The 21,089-nt window shown below is 41.2% G+C and carries 17 protein-coding genes; 8 read left to right on the forward strand and 9 right to left on the reverse strand.

Features of this window, described 5'->3' with window-relative positions; translation table 11 throughout:
- Nucleotides 1-19 precede the first annotated feature (19 nt).
- The gene (locus JWQ34_RS06325) at nt 20-3,046 is read right to left on the reverse strand and encodes a leucine--tRNA ligase (RefSeq protein WP_299355599.1); all 3,027 of its coding nucleotides are present in this window, start codon (nt 3,044-3,046) and stop codon (nt 20-22) included.
- A 176-nt stretch (nt 3,047-3,222) separates the two neighbouring features.
- Between JWQ34_RS06325 and JWQ34_RS06330 the strand changes: the two genes are divergently transcribed.
- On the forward strand, nt 3,223-3,834 hold the full coding sequence (locus JWQ34_RS06330; protein WP_299355602.1) for an outer membrane beta-barrel protein: 612 nt from the start codon (nt 3,223-3,225) through the stop codon (nt 3,832-3,834).
- 50 nt (nt 3,835-3,884) lie between these two features.
- Here the strand turns inward: JWQ34_RS06330 and JWQ34_RS06335 are convergent, their stop codons facing one another.
- A complete protein-coding gene (locus tag JWQ34_RS06335; RefSeq protein WP_299355604.1) occupies nt 3,885-4,466 on the reverse strand; it encodes a hypothetical protein in 582 nt (193 codons plus the stop codon).
- A 349-nt stretch (nt 4,467-4,815) separates the two neighbouring features.
- Here JWQ34_RS06335 and guaA point away from each other — a divergent pair, with 349 nt between their 5' ends.
- From guaA to JWQ34_RS06350, 3 genes are read left to right on the forward strand one after another with little or no spacing between them, the layout of a single operon-like run.
- Nucleotides 4,816-6,345 (forward strand): glutamine-hydrolyzing GMP synthase, encoded by a 1,530-nt coding sequence (gene guaA, locus JWQ34_RS06340; RefSeq protein WP_299355607.1) that lies wholly within the window; start codon nt 4,816-4,818, stop codon nt 6,343-6,345.
- Nucleotides 6,302-7,543: an ABC transporter substrate-binding protein gene (locus JWQ34_RS06345; protein ID WP_299355610.1), complete on the forward strand. Its 1,242-nt coding sequence runs from the start codon at nt 6,302-6,304 to the stop codon at nt 7,541-7,543. Before guaA ends, JWQ34_RS06345 begins: the two co-directional genes overlap by 44 nt.
- Nucleotides 7,540-8,709 (forward strand): RsmB/NOP family class I SAM-dependent RNA methyltransferase, encoded by a 1,170-nt coding sequence (locus JWQ34_RS06350; protein ID WP_299355613.1) that lies wholly within the window; start codon nt 7,540-7,542, stop codon nt 8,707-8,709. The genes JWQ34_RS06345 and JWQ34_RS06350 overlap by 4 nt, the downstream gene beginning before the upstream one ends.
- A 228-nt stretch (nt 8,710-8,937) precedes the next feature.
- On the opposite strand, the gene JWQ34_RS06355 is transcribed toward JWQ34_RS06350, so the two are convergent.
- Nucleotides 8,938-10,746, reverse strand: a complete 1,809-nt coding sequence (locus JWQ34_RS06355; RefSeq protein WP_299355616.1) for a DNA mismatch repair protein MutS — start codon at nt 10,744-10,746, stop codon at nt 8,938-8,940.
- Nucleotides 10,747-10,809: 63 nt separating this feature from the next.
- On the opposite strand from JWQ34_RS06355, the gene rlmH reads away from it, so the two are divergent.
- A complete protein-coding gene (rlmH, locus tag JWQ34_RS06360) occupies nt 10,810-11,283 on the forward strand; it encodes a 23S rRNA (pseudouridine(1915)-N(3))-methyltransferase RlmH (protein WP_299355618.1) in 474 nt (157 codons plus the stop codon).
- 116 nt (nt 11,284-11,399) lie between these two features.
- A complete protein-coding gene (locus JWQ34_RS06365) occupies nt 11,400-12,335 on the forward strand; it encodes a cation diffusion facilitator family transporter (protein ID WP_299355620.1) in 936 nt (311 codons plus the stop codon).
- 198 nt (nt 12,336-12,533) lie between these two features.
- Here the strand turns inward: JWQ34_RS06365 and JWQ34_RS06370 are convergent, their stop codons facing one another.
- From JWQ34_RS06370 to JWQ34_RS06380, 3 genes are all read right to left on the reverse strand, one after another.
- Nucleotides 12,534-13,070, reverse strand: coding sequence for a DUF5606 domain-containing protein (locus JWQ34_RS06370; RefSeq protein WP_299355622.1), 537 nt, complete (start codon nt 13,068-13,070; stop codon nt 12,534-12,536).
- Nucleotides 13,071-13,157: 87 nt separating this feature from the next.
- On the reverse strand, nt 13,158-13,619 hold the full coding sequence (locus JWQ34_RS06375) for a peptidylprolyl isomerase (RefSeq protein ID WP_299355623.1): 462 nt from the start codon (nt 13,617-13,619) through the stop codon (nt 13,158-13,160).
- Nucleotides 13,620-13,709: 90 nt separating this feature from the next.
- Complete coding sequence (locus JWQ34_RS06380; RefSeq protein ID WP_299355625.1) at nt 13,710-13,850, reverse strand: hypothetical protein; 141 nt, start codon at nt 13,848-13,850, stop codon at nt 13,710-13,712.
- Nucleotides 13,851-14,367: 517 nt separating this feature from the next.
- Between JWQ34_RS06380 and JWQ34_RS06385 the strand changes: the two genes are divergently transcribed.
- Together JWQ34_RS06385 and JWQ34_RS06390 are read left to right on the forward strand one after the other, a co-directional pair.
- The gene (locus tag JWQ34_RS06385) at nt 14,368-15,549 is read left to right on the forward strand and encodes an asparagine synthetase B (RefSeq protein WP_299355773.1); all 1,182 of its coding nucleotides are present in this window, start codon (nt 14,368-14,370) and stop codon (nt 15,547-15,549) included.
- 200 nt (nt 15,550-15,749) lie between these two features.
- Entirely contained in the window at nt 15,750-16,949 is a 1,200-nt protein-coding gene (locus JWQ34_RS06390; protein WP_299355776.1) for an asparagine synthetase B, read from the forward strand.
- An 87-nt stretch (nt 16,950-17,036) separates the two neighbouring features.
- Here JWQ34_RS06390 and JWQ34_RS06395 read toward each other — a convergent pair whose 3' ends face one another.
- From JWQ34_RS06395 to lpxK, 3 genes are read right to left on the reverse strand one after another with little or no spacing between them, the layout of a single operon-like run.
- Nucleotides 17,037-19,178, reverse strand: coding sequence for a putative porin (locus tag JWQ34_RS06395; protein ID WP_299355627.1), 2,142 nt, complete (start codon nt 19,176-19,178; stop codon nt 17,037-17,039).
- Nucleotides 19,171-19,992, reverse strand: coding sequence for a purine-nucleoside phosphorylase (locus tag JWQ34_RS06400; RefSeq protein ID WP_299355629.1), 822 nt, complete (start codon nt 19,990-19,992; stop codon nt 19,171-19,173). Before JWQ34_RS06400 ends, JWQ34_RS06395 begins: the two co-directional genes overlap by 8 nt.
- The gene (lpxK, locus tag JWQ34_RS06405; protein WP_299355631.1) at nt 19,955-21,016 is read right to left on the reverse strand and encodes a tetraacyldisaccharide 4'-kinase; all 1,062 of its coding nucleotides are present in this window, start codon (nt 21,014-21,016) and stop codon (nt 19,955-19,957) included. Before lpxK ends, JWQ34_RS06400 begins: the two co-directional genes overlap by 38 nt.
- Between the last annotated feature and the right edge of the window lie 73 nt (nt 21,017-21,089).

A 21,089-nucleotide genomic window follows, 5' to 3' on the forward strand; every position in this document is an offset into this window, starting at 1 on the left:
GTTTTGCTTAGTACTACTTCTAAACCACCATATTAACAATACGGCCCTTTACCACAATTACCTTTTTAGGTTGTTTGCCGTCAAGATAACGTTGCACATCAGCGTTAGCTAATACAAATTCTTCAATTTCTTTAGGCTCCAGGCTCAAAGAAATATTAAGGTTCATTTTAGTTTTTCCGTTGATGGATATAGGATAGACAAATTCATCCTCGACTAAATAAGCAGGGTTAAATTTTGGATAAGTAGCGTATGATAAAGTACCGGCCTCATTACCCAGCATCACCCAAAGTTCCTCGCAGATATGTGGGGCATACGATGATAACACTATAACCAAATCCTGCAATACTTTGCGGTTATTGCATTTTAAATCAGTCAACTCATTTATAGCGATCATGAAGCTGGAAACCGAAGTATTGAACGAGAAACGCTCCACATCTTCCTCCACCTTACGGATGATCTTGTGTAATGATTTTAATTCGGCTTTGGTTGGCTCTGCGCCTGACACGGTAAACTCCCAGGCCTCGTTATGGAACATACGCCAAAACTTACGCAGAAATTTAAATACACCTTCTATGCCGTTAGTGTTCCACGGTTTGCTTTGTTCGAGCGGACCTAAAAACATTTCGTACATGCGCAGGGTATCGGCACCATAACGGGCAATCAGGTCATCCGGGTTAACCACATTGAATTTAGATTTCGACATCTTTTCGATTTCAACACCGCAGATGTATGTGCCATCTTTGCCTGGATTTGTCGGATAAGACATAGACCCATCTTCCAGTATAAAAATTGCGTTTTGACAATCTTTTCTTGAGCCTCTAAGTTTTTTAATATTTAAGATATCATTCTCCACAATATTTACATCAACATGTGTAGGTATTACCTTAAAAATATCTTCATCTATAAATGCTCCATTATACATTGATGCATCAGTAGAATTTTGCTGGATATTTTTCAAAAATTCGTCCCTTAAAAAATCATATAAAAATTTTCTATAATTTTTATTACTTAAATATTCGTTGTACCACTTTTTGGATATTAAAATTTGTGGCAATATTTTATCAGACTCATTTGATCTTTTGTCAAATATTGTATCATCTTCTCCATCATATACTGGAGGATAAGAAACACTATATCCTATTTTATAAATAAAGTTACTCCTCCCCTGTATCATCCCCTGGTTAATCAGTTTCTTAAACGGCTCTTCCTCAATAACCAGGTCAATATCCTTCAAAAATTTGTTCCAGAAACGGCTGTACAGTAAGTGGCCGGTTGCATGCTCGCTGCCGCCAATGTATAAGTCGACATCTTTCCAATAGGCAATAGCTTCTTTGGATGCAAACTCCTTATTGTTATGTGCATCCATGTAGCGGTACCAGTAAAAACTTGAGCCAGCCCAGCCCGGCATGGTGCTTAGTTCATATTCTCCCTCGGGGTGTTTCCAGCCCTCTGCTCTTCCCAATGGTGGTTCGCCGCTTTCAGTTGGCAGGTATTTATCTACTTCAGGTAATAGTAATGGTAAGTCGCTTTCGCTTATTAAGTGCGGCAATCCCTCTTTAAAATAAACCGGAACGGGTTCGCCCCAATAACGCTGGCGGCCAAAAATGGCATCGCGCATCCTGAAGTTTACTTTTGCTTTGCCTAAACCTAAACTTTCCAGTTTAGCAATAATAGCCGCGGTCGCTTCTTTATAACCTAATCCGTTGGCAAAGTCCGAGTTAATGTATTTACCCTCTTTTGTCGGGTCGGCCTCGGTTTCAATATTTTGTGTATCCAGTATCGCTACTATTGGCAGGTTAAAATGTTTAGCAAACAAATAATCCCGCTGATCGCCTGATGGTACAGCCATAACCGCGCCCGTACCATAGCCAGCCAAAACATAATCAGCTATCCAAATCTGTACCTTCTCGCCGTTTAATGGGTTAAGCACATAGCTGCCCGTAAACGCACCTGATACCGTTTTAGCATCAGCCATCCTGTCCAGCTCAGATTTCTTTTTGGTTTGGACGATGTAAGCGTCTATAGCTGCTTTTTGTTCAGAGGTAGTTAATTCTGCAACCAACTCATGCTCCGGGGCTATTACTAAAAACGTAACACCAAATATCGTATCAACCCTGGTTGTAAAAACCTCAATATATTCTTGACTCTTGATTCTTGATTCTTGACTCTCTATCGGAAACTTTACACTTGCGCCTGTGCTTTTACCTATCCAGTTGCGCTGCATTTCTTTAAGCGGTTCAGGCCAGTCTATTTTATCTAAACCTTTTAATAAACGCTCGGCATAAGCGGTAATGCGCATGCTCCACTGCATCATTTTCTTTTGTTCAACGGGGTAGCCGCCACGTTCGCTAAAGCCGTCTTTAACCTCGTCATTAGCCAATACAGTACCTAATGCCGGGCACCAGTTTACAGTGCTTTCGCGTAAGTATGTAAGGCGATATTTTAATAACTCTTTCTGTTGTTCATTAGCACTTTTAGCTTTCCACTCATTAGCAGTAAAAGTTGAAACTTCTTCATCGCAAACCGCATTAACACCTGCTGAGCCGTTACTTTCAAAATGCTCAATAAGTTTGGTTATGGATTGCGCTTTATCGGCATCTTTATTATACCAGTTGTTAAATAGCTGCATAAAGATCCACTGCGTCCACTTATAATAATCGGGTGAGCTGGTGCGCACCTCGCGGCTCCAATCGAAAGAAAAACCTATCTGATCTAACTGGCGGCGGTAAGTGGCAATATTTGCTTCGGTTGTAACAGCAGGGTGCTGGCCGGTTTGTATAGCATACTGCTCGGCAGGTAAGCCAAAACTATCATAACCCATGGGATGCAATACGTTAAAACCTTTTAGGCGTTTGTAACGTGCAAAAATATCAGAAGCGATATAGCCCAGCGGATGGCCCACATGCAGCCCCGCCCCAGACGGATACGGAAACATATCCAGCACATAGTACTTGGGTTTGGTGGTTTTGTCTTCAGCTTTAAAAGTTTGGTTGTCTGCCCAAAACTGTTGCCACTTTTGCTCTATATCTTTAAATTGATAATCCATGAGTTTATTATACGGTATTAATCCGCGAAATTAAGAAAATCTCTATTAGTTTAGTAGCTAATTATGTAAGTGTTAGGTTTTGACAATATTCATCCACTTTTTGATTTATAATATTGGTAGTAAATTTTAAAAAATAAATTACCTTAGCAAACCAAAAAACCTATAAAACATCAATTATGAAAAAAATCTTTACACTTTTTACTGTGTTGGGCATTTACTCAATGGCACACGCGCAAACTAAAGGTCAAAACGAATTTGGCTTTAACCTGGGTATTAATAGTGCTTATGTTACGTCAAGCCAGCAGTACGGTGCCGGTACGGGCCTCATTTGGAACTTCTCTGCAGCTTTATCTGCCGAACATTATTTATCTGACGTAGTAGGCCTAAAATTAAGAGCTATTTATGACCCAAAAGGATGGGGAGACGCTATTTATGCTGATGGTACAAAACAAGTAACAGGTGTTTACTACACCCTAAACTATGTTACTATACCGCTTACGCTTAACGCTCATTTTGGAAAAGAAAAAAATTGGTATTTAGGCGCCGGCCCTTATGTAGGCTTTTTACTGAATGCAACCGATAGTTATACTAATTCTGATTTGAAAAGCAGTTTTAACAGCACAGATTTTGGTATTGACGCCAATATTGGTTTCAAAATACCAATTACTGATAAGCTAAAAGCCTTTTTTGAATTTGACCAACAAATTGGGGCTTCTAATATTTTAGTAAAAGGTTCAGACAGCGCTAACCTGGAGAGAGCAAACTTTACCGTAGGCCTTAAATTTTAATTACACCTCAAATAGATTTGACAATTTTAAAAGTTGTCAAATCTTTAAAATTACTCACTCAAAATATCCAAACAGCTTTTACTTAACGCCTTTAGCCTTGCATTTAATGATCGCAGGCCCACCTCGTCATGTATGTTGGTATAAAGCGTTTTAATAGTTGCCAATGTTTCATCGCTGGGGTCGCAGGCCTGGGCCTTTTCTAAGTGTGGCAATGCTTTTAGTGCAGCGACTTTATAAGCCGCGGCAATTTCTTTATCACCTGGTGATGCCTGTAGTTTAGTATATAAGGCATCAGCAAGTTTTAAATACAAGTAGCCTAACGCACGATGTGCCACATAATAATCGGGTTGGGCTGTAGCAACCTTTTCGTATAAGGGGATCGCTTCTATAGATTGCTCATCATCTTCATATAATTTAGCAAAGCCATTATAAAACATCACCCGGCTTTTGGCAGGCAGCTTATTAACATTGGGCAATATTTGTTCGCCGATCTGTAACGCTTTTGTAGCATCACCCTCAAACCGTTTTAGGTTGAAATCAAGGTATAGATTGTAAACATCATCGGCAGTTTGGGCTTTTACCAGGCTGCTAATGCAAAGAATCAGGAGGATGAGGAATGTTTTTTTAGGCATTTGTCAAATATAAAGTAAACGTTATACTCCTATCATTTCTTTTATCAGAAACCCCATTTAAAATAAATTAGCTTTGTGCTGACATAAACGTATCACCGTTATGAAAAGAATTTACTTTACAGTTCTTGTTTATTTAGGTTGCTATAGCTTTGCCAATGCACTTGAGTATGGTGACCATGGTGGTAGCTAACATCTTTAAAAACTCATCCCCATCTATATAAAACGTTACTGAAAGCTTTAATGTGAGGAATAGGATTTTAAAGTATTGGTTAGACTTGCGAGTTTTGTAAACTTCGTAAGTCTTTCAATTTCTCCTTCCCAAATTCCCCGCAAAAAACTATCTTTGCCCATGCAAGAAAAAATCCTCATTCTTGACTTCGGCTCGCAGTTTACACAACTTATCGCGCGCCGGGTTAGGGAACTCAACATTTACTGCGAGATCCACCCGTTTAATAAAATTCCAGAAATTGATAGCACTGTAAAAGGAGTAATCCTCTCAGGCAGCCCTTATTCGGTTCGCCAGGAAGATGCCCTGCATGTTGATTTTATGAAATTTCATGGCAAACTGCCTTTACTGGGCGTTTGTTATGGCGCGCAATATTTAGCGCATTTTAACGGCGGCGAGGTATTACCATCAAGCACACGCGAGTATGGCCGGGCCAACCTTAGCTATATTAACCAGACAAACCCGTTGTTTAAGGATATTCCTGTTGGTTCGCAAACATGGATGTCGCATGGCGATACCATTGCTACGCTGGCCAGTAATTTCGAGATAATTGCCAGTACAGACAGCGTAAAAGTTGCTGCTTACCAAATAACCGGTACACAAACTTACGGTATACAGTTTCACCCCGAGGTTACCCATAGTTTAGACGGCAAGCAATTGCTGCAAAACTTTTTGGTTGATATATGCGGCTGCTCCCAAGATTGGACAGCAGACTCGTTCGTTGAAACTACCATAGCCGCGCTTAAAGAAAAACTAGGCAATGATAAAGTGGTATTAGGTTTATCAGGTGGTGTTGATTCATCCGTAGCGGCGGTATTGCTGCACCACGCTATCGGCAAAAATCTGCACTGCATATTTGTTGATAATGGCTTGCTGCGTAAAGACGAATACCAATCGGTATTGGATTCTTACCAGCATATGGGCCTAAATATAAAAGGCATTGATGCTAAACAGCGCTTTTATGATGCGTTAGCGGGTTTATCAGAACCTGAAGCGAAACGCAAGGCTATTGGCCGTGTTTTTATTGAGGTTTTTGATGATGCCGCACACGAGGTACAGGACGTTAAATGGTTAGGACAAGGAACGATCTACCCTGATGTTATCGAATCTGTATCTGTAAAAGGGCCGTCCGCTACCATTAAATCGCACCATAACGTAGGCGGCTTGCCTGACTTTATGAAATTAAAGGTTGTTGAGCCATTAAATACTTTGTTTAAGGATGAAGTACGCCGTGTTGGTAAGGCTTTGGGTATTGATCAAAATATTTTAGGCCGCCACCCTTTTCCGGGTCCGGGGCTGGCTATCAGGATATTAGGTGAAGTTACGCCCGAAAAAGTTGCTATATTACAAGAGGCTGATGCTATTTATATCAACAATTTGCGCAGTGCAGGTGTTTATGATAAAGTATGGCAGGCCGGCACCATATTTTTACCGGTACAATCGGTAGGTGTTATGGGCGATGAGCGCACTTACGAGAATGTAGTTTGCTTACGCGCGGTTGAATCAGTAGACGGGATGACGGCAGATTGGTGCCATTTACCTTATGATTTGCTGGCTAAAATATCAAACGAGATCATTAACAATGTAAAAGGGATAAACCGGGTAGTATATGATATCAGTTCGAAGCCGCCCGCCACAATTGAGTGGGAATAAGCGGTTAATATTTTTAGGGATAGCCATTTTAGTGGCTGCCTGCTCGCCTAAAGTGCGTCCGGTGGTTGTGGCCCCCGTAAAACCCGAATCTGAAAAATCCGTTGTTAAAGTTGAACCGCCAAAGCCGGCACCGCCGAAACAATCAACCATTGCTATGCTGCTGCCGTTCGAGCTTGATCATTTAAGCTCCGGCTATACCGATGCAACTTTAAAGCAAGCCAATATAGCTTTGGATTATTACCAGGGCTTTAAGCTGGCGCTTGATTCGCTTACCGCACTTGGGTATAATTATAAACTACAGGTATATGATACCAAAGGATTAACATCACAGGCGCATGCGTTTGCTTATAACCCGCAGGTCCGCGCCAGCGACCTTATAGTTGGCCCCATTTTCCCGGACGATCTGAAAGCATTTACAAGTGTTTTAGTGGGCGCACGCAAACTTATTATTTCTCCCTTGTCACCAGCCGCACCTGCTACTATTGCTAATCAAAATTTGGTTACTGTTATTCCCCCATTAGAATACCATGCATCGGTGACTGCCAAATACATACATACCCGTTTAAATCCGCAAAAAATATTCGTACTTAAATCAGGCTATTCAGAAGATAACGACTATATCGTTCCGTTTAAAAATACTATTGATAGTTTAAGCAAGGGCCGTACCCAGGTAGTGCAAACAGTTATTGTTAGGGGGAAGTTAACCGCGTTAGTGCCGCAACTTTCAGCTATTAGCCCCAACATTTTTTTAATATCGTCAACCAACCAGGCTTTTTTAACAGTTACCATGCATTCGTTAGATTCGCTGGCCCGCAAGTATCCTGTTATATTATTTGGTCATCCCAGCTGGGAGAAATTCAGCTTTTTACATGCTGATATCTTACAACGGTTAAGAACACATATCACATCAACCGACCAGGTTGATTATAAAGCCGCCGCGACTATAGACTTTCTGCGCAGTTACCGAAAAGCTTACCATATTGAGCCAAGCGAATATGCCATAAAAGGTTTTGATGAGGGCCTTTATTTTGGTAAATTACTAGGCGCTAATAAGGGGGAAGTGAAAAATTTAACAGACAACGATTTTACGGGGCTACATAACAACTTCCACTTTATAAAAAAACCGGGAGTTGGCTATATTAATACCCATGTAAATATGATGGATTACCGTTATTACGAATTGAGGAAGGTAGAATGAAGGCGATAAACCAGCTTAAAACATTTCAGCGCATATTGGGCGAATACCCAGCCGAAACTCCTTTAGGCAAATTTTTACCCGGCTTTTATCGCCAAAACAAACAAATGGGATCTACCGACCGGCGCATTGCCAATAGGTTGGTGTACAATTATTTTCGCCTGGGTAAAGCCCTTTGGAACACCTCTACCGAGGACCGTTTAATGGTTGCCGAGTTTTTATGCAATACGCAAACCAACTCTTTCATCCAACATTTTAAACCCGATTGGGCGGCCTGCATTGGTTTTACTATCGAAGAAAAGATAGACCTGGTAATTAAAACTTACCCGGATTTTAAACTGGAAGATGTTTTCCCGTGGATCAACCAGGTATCGCCGGATATTGATAAGACGGCTTTCCTCAAATCATTCTTTGTACAGCCCGATCTGTTTATACACGTACATAATGGCTACGACCATCTGGTAAAAGCCGAGTTAACCAAAGCCTCCATAGTTTTTAAAGATGAAGCTAATGGCTGTTTAGTTTTACCTAACGGGACGCGGCTGGAAATTATCTTCCCTACTCAGCATTGGTTTGAGGTGCAGGATTATTCATCGCAACAAACAGCCAATTACTTTAAGCCCAACAAATGGGATGCCTGGTGGGATGCCTGCGCGGCATCAGGCGGTAAATCGCTGCTATTGCATGAACTGGAGCCTAATATTAAGTTGGTGGTGTCTGATATTCGTGAATCTATATTGGCTAATTTGGACGAACGTTTCCGCTCGGCGGGATTAATGAAATATCAAAAAAAGCAACTGGATCTTACCCAAAACGTGGACCAAAGCCTGCATGATTATGAGTTTGATGGCATTATATTGGATGCCCCCTGCAGCGGCTCTGGAACCTGGGGCCGCACACCCGAAATGATATCGCAGTTTGAACCACAGAAGATAGAGTTCTTTCAGCGCTTGCAAAAAACTATAGCCGCAAATGTTATCAAATTCTTAAAACCCGGCAAACCATTGATCTACATTACCTGCTCTGCCTTTAAAGCTGAAAATGAGGAAGTGGTTGATTATTTGGTTAAAGAGTGTGGATTGAAGCTAGAAGAAGTTAAAGTTTTGAAGGGATACGAGAATAAGGCGGATAGTATGTTTGTGGCAAGATTAGTTCGCAGCCCCCTCTAAACGGCGAAGCCCTCATGAACACCTTTAATAAAACAAATTGATAGTTGTTTTTTTCATAGAATTGTTTTGACAATGACGCAACTTAAGCAGAAAGGTTACAGGATCATTTCAGCCTGTGGCCTGTGTTATCAAAAGCTTCTGTCAGGGCATTGATTCCTTTTGAAAATAATTCTTAAACAAAAAAGCCTTTGAACAAATCAAAGGCTTCAGTATAAGTCTAGAGAAATTTTAAGCTGTGGGGATGTTAATACCTATTTGTTTAAGCAATAGGGTGGCATTAAACGTCTTACATTCGCCGTGTTTCATTTTATAGTCGAATAGCATTTCGCCATCTTTTACTTGTATATCGAAATAGAAATTACGCACATAATCCGGATAACTATCTTCCAGCCGCGCTATCTGCAGGTCATGCGTAGCAACCATACCTACGGCATTCTTGGCTATCAATTGCTCAATAACCGCTTTTGATCCCAGGTACTTATCAACCGAGTTGGTGCCACGCAGCATCTCGTCAATCAAAAAGAAAACCTTGTATTCCTGTTCGACAGCGGCCAGCAGCATTTGTAAGCGGTCAAGCTCGGCTTTAAAGGTTGATGTTTTTTCGTTTAGCGAATCTTTGATCCGCATATAACTCACCATAGTCATTACCGATACCTGCATACTATCTGCACAAACCTGCGCGCCGCAGAGCGCCAGCACCGTATTAATGCCTATGGTGCGCAAGAAAGTGCTTTTACCCGCCATGTTAGAGCCGGTAATTATATCTATTTTAAATGTATCCGTCAGCTCATAATCATTAGTTATCCGGTTTTTACTATTGATGAGCGGATGGGCTACATTTTTAGCGATAAGGGTATACGCCTTGCCATCCTCAATTTGCGGGGTCGACCACTCGGGGTAATTAAACTGTAGGCCGGCTATGCTTACTAATGCCTCAAATTCGGCAATTACTTCAAATGCATCTTCTAAACTTTCGTGGTTACTGCGTTTCCATTGCTCAATAGCTATGGTTTGCTTTAGCGCCCAAAGGAAGAGTATGTTTAATATAAAGCCCACGATCATGATCAGGCTGTAACTCATTTTGTCTATCAGCTTAGCTAACCCGGCTATATTTTTTGAGGTACTGTTTTCTTTTATTTTTTTAGTTAGGGCATTGTTGTATGGCGCTTGCCATTGTTCATTCTCAATTTTATTAAACACAACCGAGTACCCCGCCAGCATCTTGCTTATCTTATCAGCAATGGCTGATGATTTGGCTATATAGCCGCCGTTAAATGTTACAATAACCAAATTACCGGCGCCCAAAAGCAGAGTAGCCAATTGCATTATCGGCCAAAAAAAGCTGCCAATAATGGCTGCCAGTAGCAGATATGGCGCTATTTTAATATAGTTGCTTAAGGCTTTTTCGCCGGGAATATTTAATGGGGTATGCAAATAATTAAATAACCCTTTGAGCTGGTCGGCATCGGTTTTATTAGCGAACAAGAGCAGGGCTTGCAGCTCAAGCTTCCATTGGTTTTTGTTTGCTATTTCTTTAACGGCTACCTGGCGTTCCAATATAATATCTTTCTTAGCCGGAGCGCTTAGCCAATCGGCCAGTTTAGCATTACCCGGTGCAGTTGCCGCACGGTTCATTAACTGGAACAATGACGCGCTGCCGAATATATCCAGGTCGGATGTATAAAAGTGTTTTTCGTTATTAAACTGCGCGCCGTTATTGTACAGGTTGCAGCGGGTTTGTATGCTGGTAACTTCGTTCTCATTAATGAGTTTAAAATCGTTAAAGTAGCGCATTTTTTGCATATAGATACTCTGGCGTGATACGAGCCAGGCAAAGCCGAACAGCAATACCGCAAATATTACGCCTGCTATTTTAAAATCTTCATTACCTATACCAATAGAAATATCTACCACTATAGCCACAAATATTCCCAACCGCATTATCGAACAGATGTTGGCCTGGTTTTTAAATTTGTCAGCTTCCTGGCCCGCAAGTTGGGCGTTATTATTGTAAAGCGCTATAATGTCTTGTTCCATCCTCTAAATAAAATCAGCCAAAATAAACACTAATATTTTAAATAACCGTTTATTTGTTGTTTTATGAAGATAACTTTCCTCACCGTTGGCAAAACCGAAGATGCTTACCTGAAAGATGGCATTGATAAATATGTAAAGCGGCTAAAGCATTATATCAAACTGGAATTGGTTGACCTGCCCGAATTAAAAAATACCAAAGCCCTGACCGAGCAACAACAAAAAACCAAAGAGGCCGAACTGATCCTAAAAAAGATAACACCCTTAGATCATGTTATCCTGCTGGACGAAAAAGGGATGGAGCTAACCTCTAAACAATTTGCCAATTATCTCAATAAAAAATCCATCACCTCAATTTCAAGCCTGGTGTTTGTGGTGGGTGGGCCGTATGGTTTTGATCAATCGGTTTACGACAGAGCCAATGATAAATTATCGCTATCGCGGATGACGTTCTCGCATCAGATGATACGATTGTTTTTTACCGAGCAGTTGTACAGGGCGTTTACTATTATTAAAGGTGAGCCTTATCATCATGAATAAGCCCAGCCCCCCTCTAAATCTCCCCCGGTAGGGGAGACTTTTTATAAAGGCCTCCCTACCGGGGAGGGTTGGGAGGGGCTGTTTATTTTAACTTTGTAAAACCTTACCTTTGCACCATGTCAGGTCATTCTCATTCACACGATCATTCTCATGGATTTGGTCATCATCACCACGAAGCCCCTAAGCTGGATCATTTAAATGCAGCTTTTATCTGGGGTATTATTCTCAATTCAGCTTTTGTTATTATAGAGGTTATCGCGGGGTTAATTACCGGGTCATTATCCTTATTAACTGATGCCGGGCATAACCTGAGCGATGTTGTGGGCCTGGCTTTAGCTTTACTGGCATTTAAGCTAACCAAAGTGGGTTCAAACAGTAATTATACTTATGGCTATAAACGTTCCACCATATTAGTATCGTTTTTTAACGCGGTAATATTGGTTGCCTCTATTGGTATAATAGCTTATGAGGCTGTCATCCGCTTTATGCACCCGCAGGTAATTGAGGGAGCAACGGTTGCCTGGGTATCATTAATAGGCATAGCTATAAACGCGTTTACGGCATGGCTTTTTGTAAAGGATAAAGATACCGACCTAAACGTAAAAGGCGCTTATATGCACATGGCAATGGACGCAGTGGTATCATTAGGCGTAGTAATAGCCGGTGTGATTATCTATTTCACTAAATTATATTGGATTGATAGCGTTGTTAGCTTAATTATAGCCGTTGTGATATTACGTGGTACATGGAGCTTGCTAAAAGATAGCCTGCGTTTAGAAATGGATGGCGTACCTAAAGAAATGAACGTGACCAAAATAAAAGCCGAGCTATTAAAAGCTAAAGGCGTGGTTGATATTCACCACATGCATGTATGGGCACTAAGCACTACCGAAAACGCGCTAACGGCCCACCTGGTTATAGCCCCGACAGATCTGCATTTATTTGACAGTATAAAATCCGATCTCAGACATCGCTTACAACATTTGGATATTAACCATAGCACATTTGAGCCCGAGTTTGCGGATGAGAAGTGTGATGAACCGGATTGTTAAGTGGATGTGCAAATGTGCGGATGTGCAGATATGCAAATAAAATGTAGGACTACTATTTTAATATCGGACAACCGTCACTAAACAAAAAGAGTTGCGAAGTTTTTAAACTTCGCAACTCTCTAAAATATCAAACCTTTTAAGCATCTGCATATTTGCACATCCGCATATCAATTAGCATCAGCATCTGCGCACATCAAATTACCCTTTTTTAGATGGATTTTTTGGCGCGCTAACCTTTGGCGCTTGTGCTTTTGGTGCCGAGTTTGCTTTTTTAGCTACCGGTTTTGGCTTGTCTGTAACTTTTACAGGCGCGGCAACTTTTTCACCTTCGCCAGCTTCCGGTGCTTTTGGAGCTTCCTCGCTAAACAGCGGCATATCTTTTAATATGTTAAACCAGTTTAATATCTTCTTCATATCCGAAGCATAAACTTTTTCTTCATCATGGCCTGGGGCAACTTCTCTAAAAAAACCTCTTAGCTTGGTGCCATCGGCTTTAGCATCGGGTGCATTTGTCGCGGTTTTCATGCGCTCAAATACGTCCGTTAACTTAATATCTTCGGCATCACCAAAAATGGTGATCTCATCCAACGCCGCTAATTTAGCAGTTGATAGGTTAGCTATCAGCTTAATTTTTTGTGCATCTAAGCTCTCTAATACAAAACCCGATTTGTTTTGTACCAATGCTTTCCATAATCCCGGTTTACCGGCTACTGATACAATTCCGCTTAAATTCATATGTGTTGAGTTTTGAGTGTTGAGTTTTGAGTGGTGCGTTGAGCCTATAAAAACTCAAAACTCACTACTCAAAACTCATAACTTTATTTAGTCCTCTGTTACTTCTATTGATAAAATTTTATCGCCCTGGCGTATATCATCAACCAAGTCAACATTTTCAATAACCTTACCAAAGCAGGTATGATTACGGTCAAGATGGGCAGTGTTGGTGCGGCTATGGCAAATAAAGAATTGTGAACCACCGGTATTGCGGCCCGCGTGAGCCATTGATAATACACCACGGTCATGATATTGCAGTTCGCCGGTTAGCTCGCAATCAATGTTATAACCTGGTCCGCCGCTGCCTGCTTTATAAGCAGTTGCAGGGTCTTTAGAGAACGGGCAACCGCCCTGTACCATAAAGTTAGGGATAACACGGTGAAAAGCTATGCCGTTGTAAAATCCTTCTTTTGCTAGTTTCTTAAAATTAGCTACTGCTTTAGGTGCGTCTGTATCGTAAAACTCTACGGTCATGTCGCCTTTTTCAGTTTTTATAATTGCTTTACTCATTGTCAATTTTTTTAATAGTTGGCAAAGGTAATAATTTTTAGAGATTGGAGATTAAAGATTAGAGAATACTAACAAAGAAGAGGGTAAATTCTATTTATAATTATTGAAATATTCAACTATTGTATTATAAATCGCTTTACTATTACCCGAAATGTAATTGGTGGATATACCACTATCACTGCCCGGATTGTATTTAGCGTATATAGCACTATCACCATCTCCATTTTTCATTTTGAAACTATTATTGCACCTCTACGGTAAACATAGGTGTAATCTATATCTGCTATATCTTTCCAATATATAATATCTGGTGCAACTTGAAATAGTAATTTACCCGTAATAAAACATTGCAACCTTTCTTTATCTAAAGAGAGTGCCGTTTTATCATTAAAGTAAGGAATGTAATACATAACACATAAGTAAACAAACCGACTACCAATTATTAAAGATATAGCACCAAAAATTAACCAATTACTATATCAGAATGATTTGTTATTATTTCGCAATAGCTAATAATCAATAACAGAAATGTAGTGCTTACACCCCAAACCATTTGGCTGAAGCTATACTTGTAAATTTTTGTTTCCAATTTTTATTTTTAATTTTCAAATATAATGTATAAAGTTATTTACATAATACCTTCCATAATTATTCGTTAAATTTGAATATGCACCGCTTAAAATACCTTTTACCTTTTGCCTTTATTTTTTTAACCCTGGTAACCAGGGCCGCGTCCCTGTTAATGCCGATGGACGAGGTGCAAAAAAATCATTTAAAGGCTTATGGCATAGCATTTTGGGTATTAAAAAATGGGGGCGAGGTTGATTGGTTGCTTAATTATCGCGGCGGCAGTTTCATGACCAAGTATGATAAAAACCTGGAGGACGAATGTAATATCCGTGGTATTAGCTACGAGGTTTTGGCCGATGCTAAGGTAACAGAAATATTGACGCAGGTAAATGATCCATCAGTTAATATGGATTTGGTTAAGCTGGAAAAAGCGCCACGTATTGCCGTGTATTCGCCAAAAAATAAATTGCCGTGGGACGATGCTGTTACCCTGGTGCTAAAATACGCCGAAATCCCTTTCGACCTGGTTTATGACGAAGAAGTAATGCGCGGCGACCTGCCAAAATATGATTGGCTGCACATGCACCACGAAGATTTTACGGGCCAGTACAGCAAGTTCTTCGCCGGTTTTAGTAACGCGCAATGGTATATTGATGATAAGAAAGCGCAGGAAGGTATGGCCGCTAAACTGGGCTTTAAAAAAGTATCAAAAATGAAGCTGGCTGTAGCACAACGCATTCGCGATTTTACTGCCGGTGGGGGCTTTTTGTTTGCCATGTGTTCTGGTAGCGAAACCTTTGATATAGCCCTGGCTGCTGCCAATACAGATATTTGCGAAAGTATGTTTGATGGCGATGGTGCCGATTTTAACGCGCAAAGCAAGCTGGATTTTACGCAGACATTCGCTTTCCAGAATTTTAATTTAGATGTCAATCCTTTCTCGCACCAGTTTAGTGATATTGACGTAACCACCACCCGCCAAGTTGACCGTACCCAAGACTTTTTTACCTTGTTTGATTTTTCGGCCAAATGGGATGTAGTACCTAGCATGCTTACCCAAAACCATGATAAAGTGATAAAAGGTTTTATGGGGTTAACTACGGCTTTTAACAAAAACAAAATTAAGCCCGGCGTTACTATAATGGGCGAAATGAAAACTGCCAACGAAGTGCGCTACATTCACGGCGAATTTGGCAAAGGGCAATGGACCTTCTATAGCGGCCACGACCCCGAAGATTACCAGCACTCGGTTAGCGACCCACCAACTGACTTGAATTTGCATCCAAGCTCGCCGGGTTATAGATTGATATTAAATAATGTGCTGTTCCCGGCTGCTAAAAAGAAGAAGCAGAAAACGTGATTTTTTAGTTTGCAGTTGCCGGTTTGCAGCAGGCAGTTGCTAGCTGAATGAATTGTTAGTATTTTTAATTGCCAGCTGCTTAGTGTAAACTGCCAACTGTATATAGGTTATTTTAAACGATGAAAAATCTAAAATACCTTTTACCTTTTGCCTTTCTCCTTTTACCTATCATAGGTAAAGCGGCTTCCATACTTATACCTATGGACGAACTGCAAAAAGATCACTTAAAATCATACGGTATTGCTTTTTGGGTTTTAAAGAACGATCAAGAGGTTGAGTGGTTGTTGAATTACCGTGGCGGCAGTTTTATGACCAAATACGACCCTAAAACAGAGAACGAATGCAAGGTGCGTGGCGTTAGTTACGAGGTTATAGCCGATGACAAGGTAACCGCCATACTCGCTCAGATCAATGACCCATCAGTAAATATGGACGTGGTAAAACTACAAAAGGCGCCACGTATGGCTATCTACTCGCCAAAGGTAGGGGTTAAACCATCAGACGATGCGGTTATGCTGGTATTAAAATATGCCGAGATTCCTTTTGACCTGGTTTATGACGAAGAAGTTTTAAAAGGCGATCTGAACAAATACGACTGGCTGCACCTGCACCACGAAGATTTTACAGGCCAGTATAGTAAAGAGAACCGGGGAAGAAATGCTGATAAATTTTTACAAACTAAGGCGATATTTGAAGCTACGGCCAAAAAGTTCGGTTACCAAAAAGTATCAAAAATGAAACTGGCGGTGGCGCAAAACATCAGGAATTTTTGCGCCAATGGCGGATTTTTATTGGCGATGTGCTCGGGCGCTGATAGTTTTGATATTGCCCTGGCTGCTGCCAAAACAGATATCGTTGACGAAATATACGATGGCGACCCTCCCGACCCACGCGCGCAATCAAAATTGGACTTTACCCAAACCTTCGCTTTTCAAAACTTTACAGTAGTTACCAGCGATTATGGCTATGGCGGCAGGCAAGGCGGCAGGTTCAGTAATATTGATGTGAGCAATACCCGCCATATACAGCAAGAGGAGGATTTTTTTACGCTGTTTGATTTTTCGGCAAAGTGGGATGTAGTACCCAGCATGCTCACGCAGGATCATGATCGCGTGATAAAAGGTTTTATGGGGCTTGCTACCGCTTTTGATAAATCAAAGATCAAATCCACTGTAACTATTATGGGCGAATTAAAAAGCGCCAACGAGGCACGCTATATCCATGGCGAATACGGCAAGGGCCAATGGACCTTTTACGGCGGCCACGACCCCGAAAACTACCAATACAGCCCCAACGAACCTCCAACAGACTTGAGCTTGCACCCAAATTCGCCGGGTTATCGATTGATATTGAATAATGTGCTGTTTCCGGCGGCTAAGAAGAAGAAGTTGAAAACGTAAATCAGTTAGCAGTTTTTAGTTTGCAGTTGGCATTGTAAATATATTACTGCAAACTGCAAACTGCAAACTGGCCACTGCAAACTAAACTTATTGGAAAAACATCCAGCTCACCCCAAATTTAAGCGCGGCATCTTGTTGCGGGTAACGGTTAACGGTGTAGTAGCCTTTGCTAAATAATCCCTGGTTAGCATAATCATAAGCCACAAAAATATTGGTTTGTTTTATAGTGCCTTTAAAAAACACGGTAGCTACCGGGTAAGATGAAAATGTAGGATTTGCCCCGTTATAAAACTGGCCCAAACCAACCGCGTATGACGGGGCTACGTATGACGTATTAAAACGCACATTCATACCTGTCGACATTTTTAGCGCATCAAATAAATAGGCATTATAATACAGGCTGCTGTACGTATAAACTTCGGGCACACGCAGGGTAGATTGGTAGTCGGTTTTTTCGTAAACAATATAGTTGTCAAAGTGCAGGTCGTGCCAGCTCAGGTTTTTACCAAGGCTTACTTTTAGCAAATTGATATTACTGGCTACCTGTACCGGGTGCGCGTCAATACCGCCTGGCTGCGCGGCAAAATACAGGTAATCGGTAATTAAAAAATATTCGGCCTTAAAATCAATTTGCAGCGGGTTGTTAATATAATTGAAGGATACACTGGTAGTTTTTTGATTTTTAAAACTGTTATGGAATATGTAGTGATTGCTTATCCAATTGGTAGTTACTAATGATGGCGAACTGCTTTGCACATAACCATTCAGGATTATTTTACCGGCCTTATTGTTACCCGCTAATACCGCTTTTGCATCATACAAAAAATCGCCAAAATTATGGCCTACGGCTATTTGATTAACGGTAGTTTCTAAATTTACCCTGTCACTAAACCGGTAACTAAGCTTACCATGGATGGTGATATTTTGGAAAGAAGCATCCTGCTTTTTATCGGGCAGGCGCTGTTTACTACCATATTGATCAATAGTAGTATCGCTTACAAATTGGGTATAGCTATATAAGTCGTGCGTAAGCCCCAGGTCGAGCTTCAATTCGTTTTTTACAAACTGTTTTGATTTGCCCCGCAGGTAAAAGCTGTATCCAAAATCATTCTGTAAATGGGTTAAGGTAAGCGAGTCGCGCGACCGGTTAGAGCTAAAATAATAGTCGGGGAACACATGGTAAGTATCCGGATCGTTTTGTAAAAACTCGTATTTGGTTACATTGTAATTAAAGGTGTAGCTTACCCGCTGGGTAGGCAATATGTTTGCCGTGTTTTTACGGATGGTAGTATCAATGCGCCCTATATAGTAAAACTGTTTAATGTAAATACCGCCGGTTTTCCAGTTCTCGAAGTTGTTTGGCAGGCGCACAGGTTCGGTACTTTTATCAAATGATCCGCTTGCACTGGTAAAAACCGAGTCGTTTAATATAGAGCCCGTTTCCGGCGATTTAAGGTTATTAAATATCAGGTTAGCCAACAGGTTGTACCGCTTGCTTTTTGATTCGTACCAGGTAAATACCGCGGCATTTAAATCGCTTACGTTTTGCCCAAGCACATGGTTATTGCTGTAAAAATTGCGCGAGCCAACAAAGTTTAAGTTAAAGCCAATATTCCAGTTAGGTTTAATATTTTGGGTATGCAAAACCTTAAAGTACTGCTCGGCCGCGCCGGCTGTATATAAAGATAACAGGCTAAAAGGCACGCGGGCGTTATAATATTGAATATCCTGCGGTGTCAGTAAAAACAGATCAAGGGCGTGCAGACCCACATCAAATCCAATTATTTTAGATGGCTCAAACAATAATGGCCGCGCCGCCAGCCCGATAGTACTGCCCAAACTTATTTTAGGCGATCGGGGTTGAAAAAGCGGGCTGTAATTCTCGAAATTTGCCAACGTAGTATCAATAGGGAATAGTTGTGTACTATCCTTGAGCAAAGCCTCATTGGTAACTTTAATAAATTTAGCGGTGAAGATAACAGTATCGCGTGCTTGCTGCTCGCGTTTGCGTAAGGTATCTATCATTTCGTCACCACTCATTTGCTTACCCTGGCGCGCCGTATCGTTCCGTAACCCATTTCTTTGATTTGGATCATTAGGGTTATACGGATTATTGGGGTTATACGGATTAGCAGGATTATAAGGCCTGGTAGGATTGATTTGCGCGACAGCAAGATTTGCTGCAAAACAGATCAGTAGTAAGAGTATATATTTTAATTTATCAGGCATTTAAACCGGCAATCAATTCTTTAAGTATTAGGGTAAGTTGTGGCTCGGCCGCCATGGCTACCGCGATGATCTCTTCAACCGATACAGGTTTAAGCACCTCAGGGAAACCTTCGTCCGTTAATACCGATATGGCAAATACCGGCAGGCCCATGTGATTGGCTACGATCACTTCGGGTACGGTACTCATGCCAACGGCATCGCCGCCAATAATGCGTAAGTAACGATACTCGGCACGGGTTTCTAAATTTGGCCCGGTTACCGCAACATACACGCCTTTATGGCAAGTTATATTGTTTTTTTTTGCGATAGTTAAGGCCTTATCAATCAAAGAATGTTTATAAGGCTCGCTCATATCCGGAAAACGTGGCCCAAGCTCGGCATCGTTACGGCCAACCAAGGGGTTTTCCGGTTGCAGGCTGATATGATCTTCGATAACCATCAGGTCACCTTTTTTAAAGGCTGGATTTAAAGCGCCGCTGGCGTTTGATACGAACAGGGTTTTAATACCCAGCATTTTCATCACCCTAACGGGGAAGGTGATTTGCTGCATGCTATAACCTTCGTAATAATGCAAACGGCCCTGCATGGCTACAACTTTTACGCCGCCAAGTGTACCAAATATTAATTTACCCGAATGGAATTCTAAAGTTGAGATAGGGAAATCAGGAATGTTACTATACATTAACTGTTTTTCAACCTCAATTTCGCTTACAAGGCCACCTAAACCAGTGCCTAAAATTATACCAACTTCGGGTACAAAATCGCCTATGCGGCTTTTAATGTACTGGGTGGTGCTCTCTATATTTCCTGACATATTCAATAATCATTTCATTAAATTCCTGCTGGTGATGTAAAAAACTAATACCTATTGGCAGTACCAAAACAGGTAGCTTTTTAACAAGCGGCAGCAATTCTTGTTCTCCTAAACGCTGTGCATCCTTTTCTGTTGTGATGATCACTTTTTTTTGTGATGTGCAGTCAGCAAATTCATCGGCAAGTTTAGTGATATTTTTTAAGCTAAAGCGGTGGTGATCGGGATAATTATGATGTATAACGTGTAAAGTTTGTTTTTTTATATAGTTAACCAGCGGATCGGCATTGGCGATGCCGGTCAGTAGGAAAACTGTAGTATCTGCATCAATAGCTGTATCAGCCTGATTGCTATTCATATCCTGCAAACCCAGGTAATTTATGGTTGTAAAAAACATTTGCTGGTAGGGTTGAGGTGCTATATCAGCCACTATTTTTTCCAGCTCGGCCTGGGGCAGATCTGCCGGGCATTTGCTCACAATAATAATACCGGCCCGCCATTTTCCGTAAAATGGTTCGCGATAATTACCGGCAGGCAACACCCAGTGCGGATTGTTAAGATTGTTAAAATCAAACAACAAAATACTTAACCCGGGCTTAACTGCGCGGTGTTGATAGGCATCATCAAGGATAATCACCTCATGATCGTTTATTAGCTGCTCAATGCCGTCACCCCGTTTTTCGCAAACCGCAACTGTAATATCAGGGAATTTATGTTTAAACTGTGCGGGTTCATCGCCTATTTGAGTTGCAGTTGCAGTGACGGTAGCCAATTGATACCCTTTTGTTTCTCTTCCATAACCACGGCTTAGTGTTGCCAATCGATGATCTTTTTTTAACAGGCGAATCAAATATTCTGTCATAGGGCTTTTGCCGGCACCACCGACTTCAAGGTTACCAACTGATATGATGGGCAGATCAAATTGCCGGCTTTTAAACAGGCCGGTATCATAGCACCAATTGCGTATACCCACAATTAATCCGTAGATCAAAGAAAAAGGAAATAATAGCAGGCGCAGGTACTTCATACTGGGTGTAAAGATAGGAAAAAGCCGTTAACTCACCCCGCCTACGCTTCGCCTTTGGCGGAAAGAGGGTTAG

Source organism: Mucilaginibacter sp. (genome assembly GCF_028288185.1).
GTDB lineage: Bacteria > Bacteroidota > Bacteroidia > Sphingobacteriales > Sphingobacteriaceae > Mucilaginibacter.

Coding starts and splice junctions, on each gene's coding strand:
- lpxK (WP_299355631.1), bottom strand. CDS start 21,016: ATGAAGTACCTGCGCCTGCTATTATTTCCTTTTTCTTTGATCTACGGA.
- JWQ34_RS06335 (WP_299355604.1), bottom strand. CDS start 4,466: ATGCCTAAAAAAACATTCCTCATCCTCCTGATTCTTTGCATTAGCAGC.
- JWQ34_RS06330 (WP_299355602.1), top strand. CDS start 3,223: ATGAAAAAAATCTTTACACTTTTTACTGTGTTGGGCATTTACTCAATG.
- JWQ34_RS06390 (WP_299355776.1), top strand. CDS start 15,750: ATGGACGAACTGCAAAAAGATCACTTAAAATCATACGGTATTGCTTTT.
- JWQ34_RS06350 (WP_299355613.1), top strand. CDS start 7,540: ATGAAGGCGATAAACCAGCTTAAAACATTTCAGCGCATATTGGGCGAA.
- JWQ34_RS06385 (WP_299355773.1), top strand. CDS start 14,368: ATGGACGAGGTGCAAAAAAATCATTTAAAGGCTTATGGCATAGCATTT.
- JWQ34_RS06355 (WP_299355616.1), bottom strand. CDS start 10,746: ATGGAACAAGACATTATAGCGCTTTACAATAATAACGCCCAACTTGCG.
- guaA (WP_299355607.1), top strand. CDS start 4,816: ATGCAAGAAAAAATCCTCATTCTTGACTTCGGCTCGCAGTTTACACAA.
- JWQ34_RS06400 (WP_299355629.1), bottom strand. CDS start 19,992: ATGTCAGGAAATATAGAGAGCACCACCCAGTACATTAAAAGCCGCATA.
- JWQ34_RS06395 (WP_299355627.1), bottom strand. CDS start 19,178: ATGCCTGATAAATTAAAATATATACTCTTACTACTGATCTGTTTTGCA.
- JWQ34_RS06325 (WP_299355599.1), bottom strand. CDS start 3,046: ATGGATTATCAATTTAAAGATATAGAGCAAAAGTGGCAACAGTTTTGG.
- JWQ34_RS06370 (WP_299355622.1), bottom strand. CDS start 13,070: ATGAATTTAAGCGGAATTGTATCAGTAGCCGGTAAACCGGGATTATGG.
- JWQ34_RS06345 (WP_299355610.1), top strand. CDS start 6,302: ATGATATCAGTTCGAAGCCGCCCGCCACAATTGAGTGGGAATAAGCGG.
- JWQ34_RS06365 (WP_299355620.1), top strand. CDS start 11,400: ATGTCAGGTCATTCTCATTCACACGATCATTCTCATGGATTTGGTCAT.
- JWQ34_RS06375 (WP_299355623.1), bottom strand. CDS start 13,619: ATGAGTAAAGCAATTATAAAAACTGAAAAAGGCGACATGACCGTAGAG.
- JWQ34_RS06380 (WP_299355625.1), bottom strand. CDS start 13,850: ATGAAAAATGGAGATGGTGATAGTGCTATATACGCTAAATACAATCCG.
- rlmH (WP_299355618.1), top strand. CDS start 10,810: ATGAAGATAACTTTCCTCACCGTTGGCAAAACCGAAGATGCTTACCTG.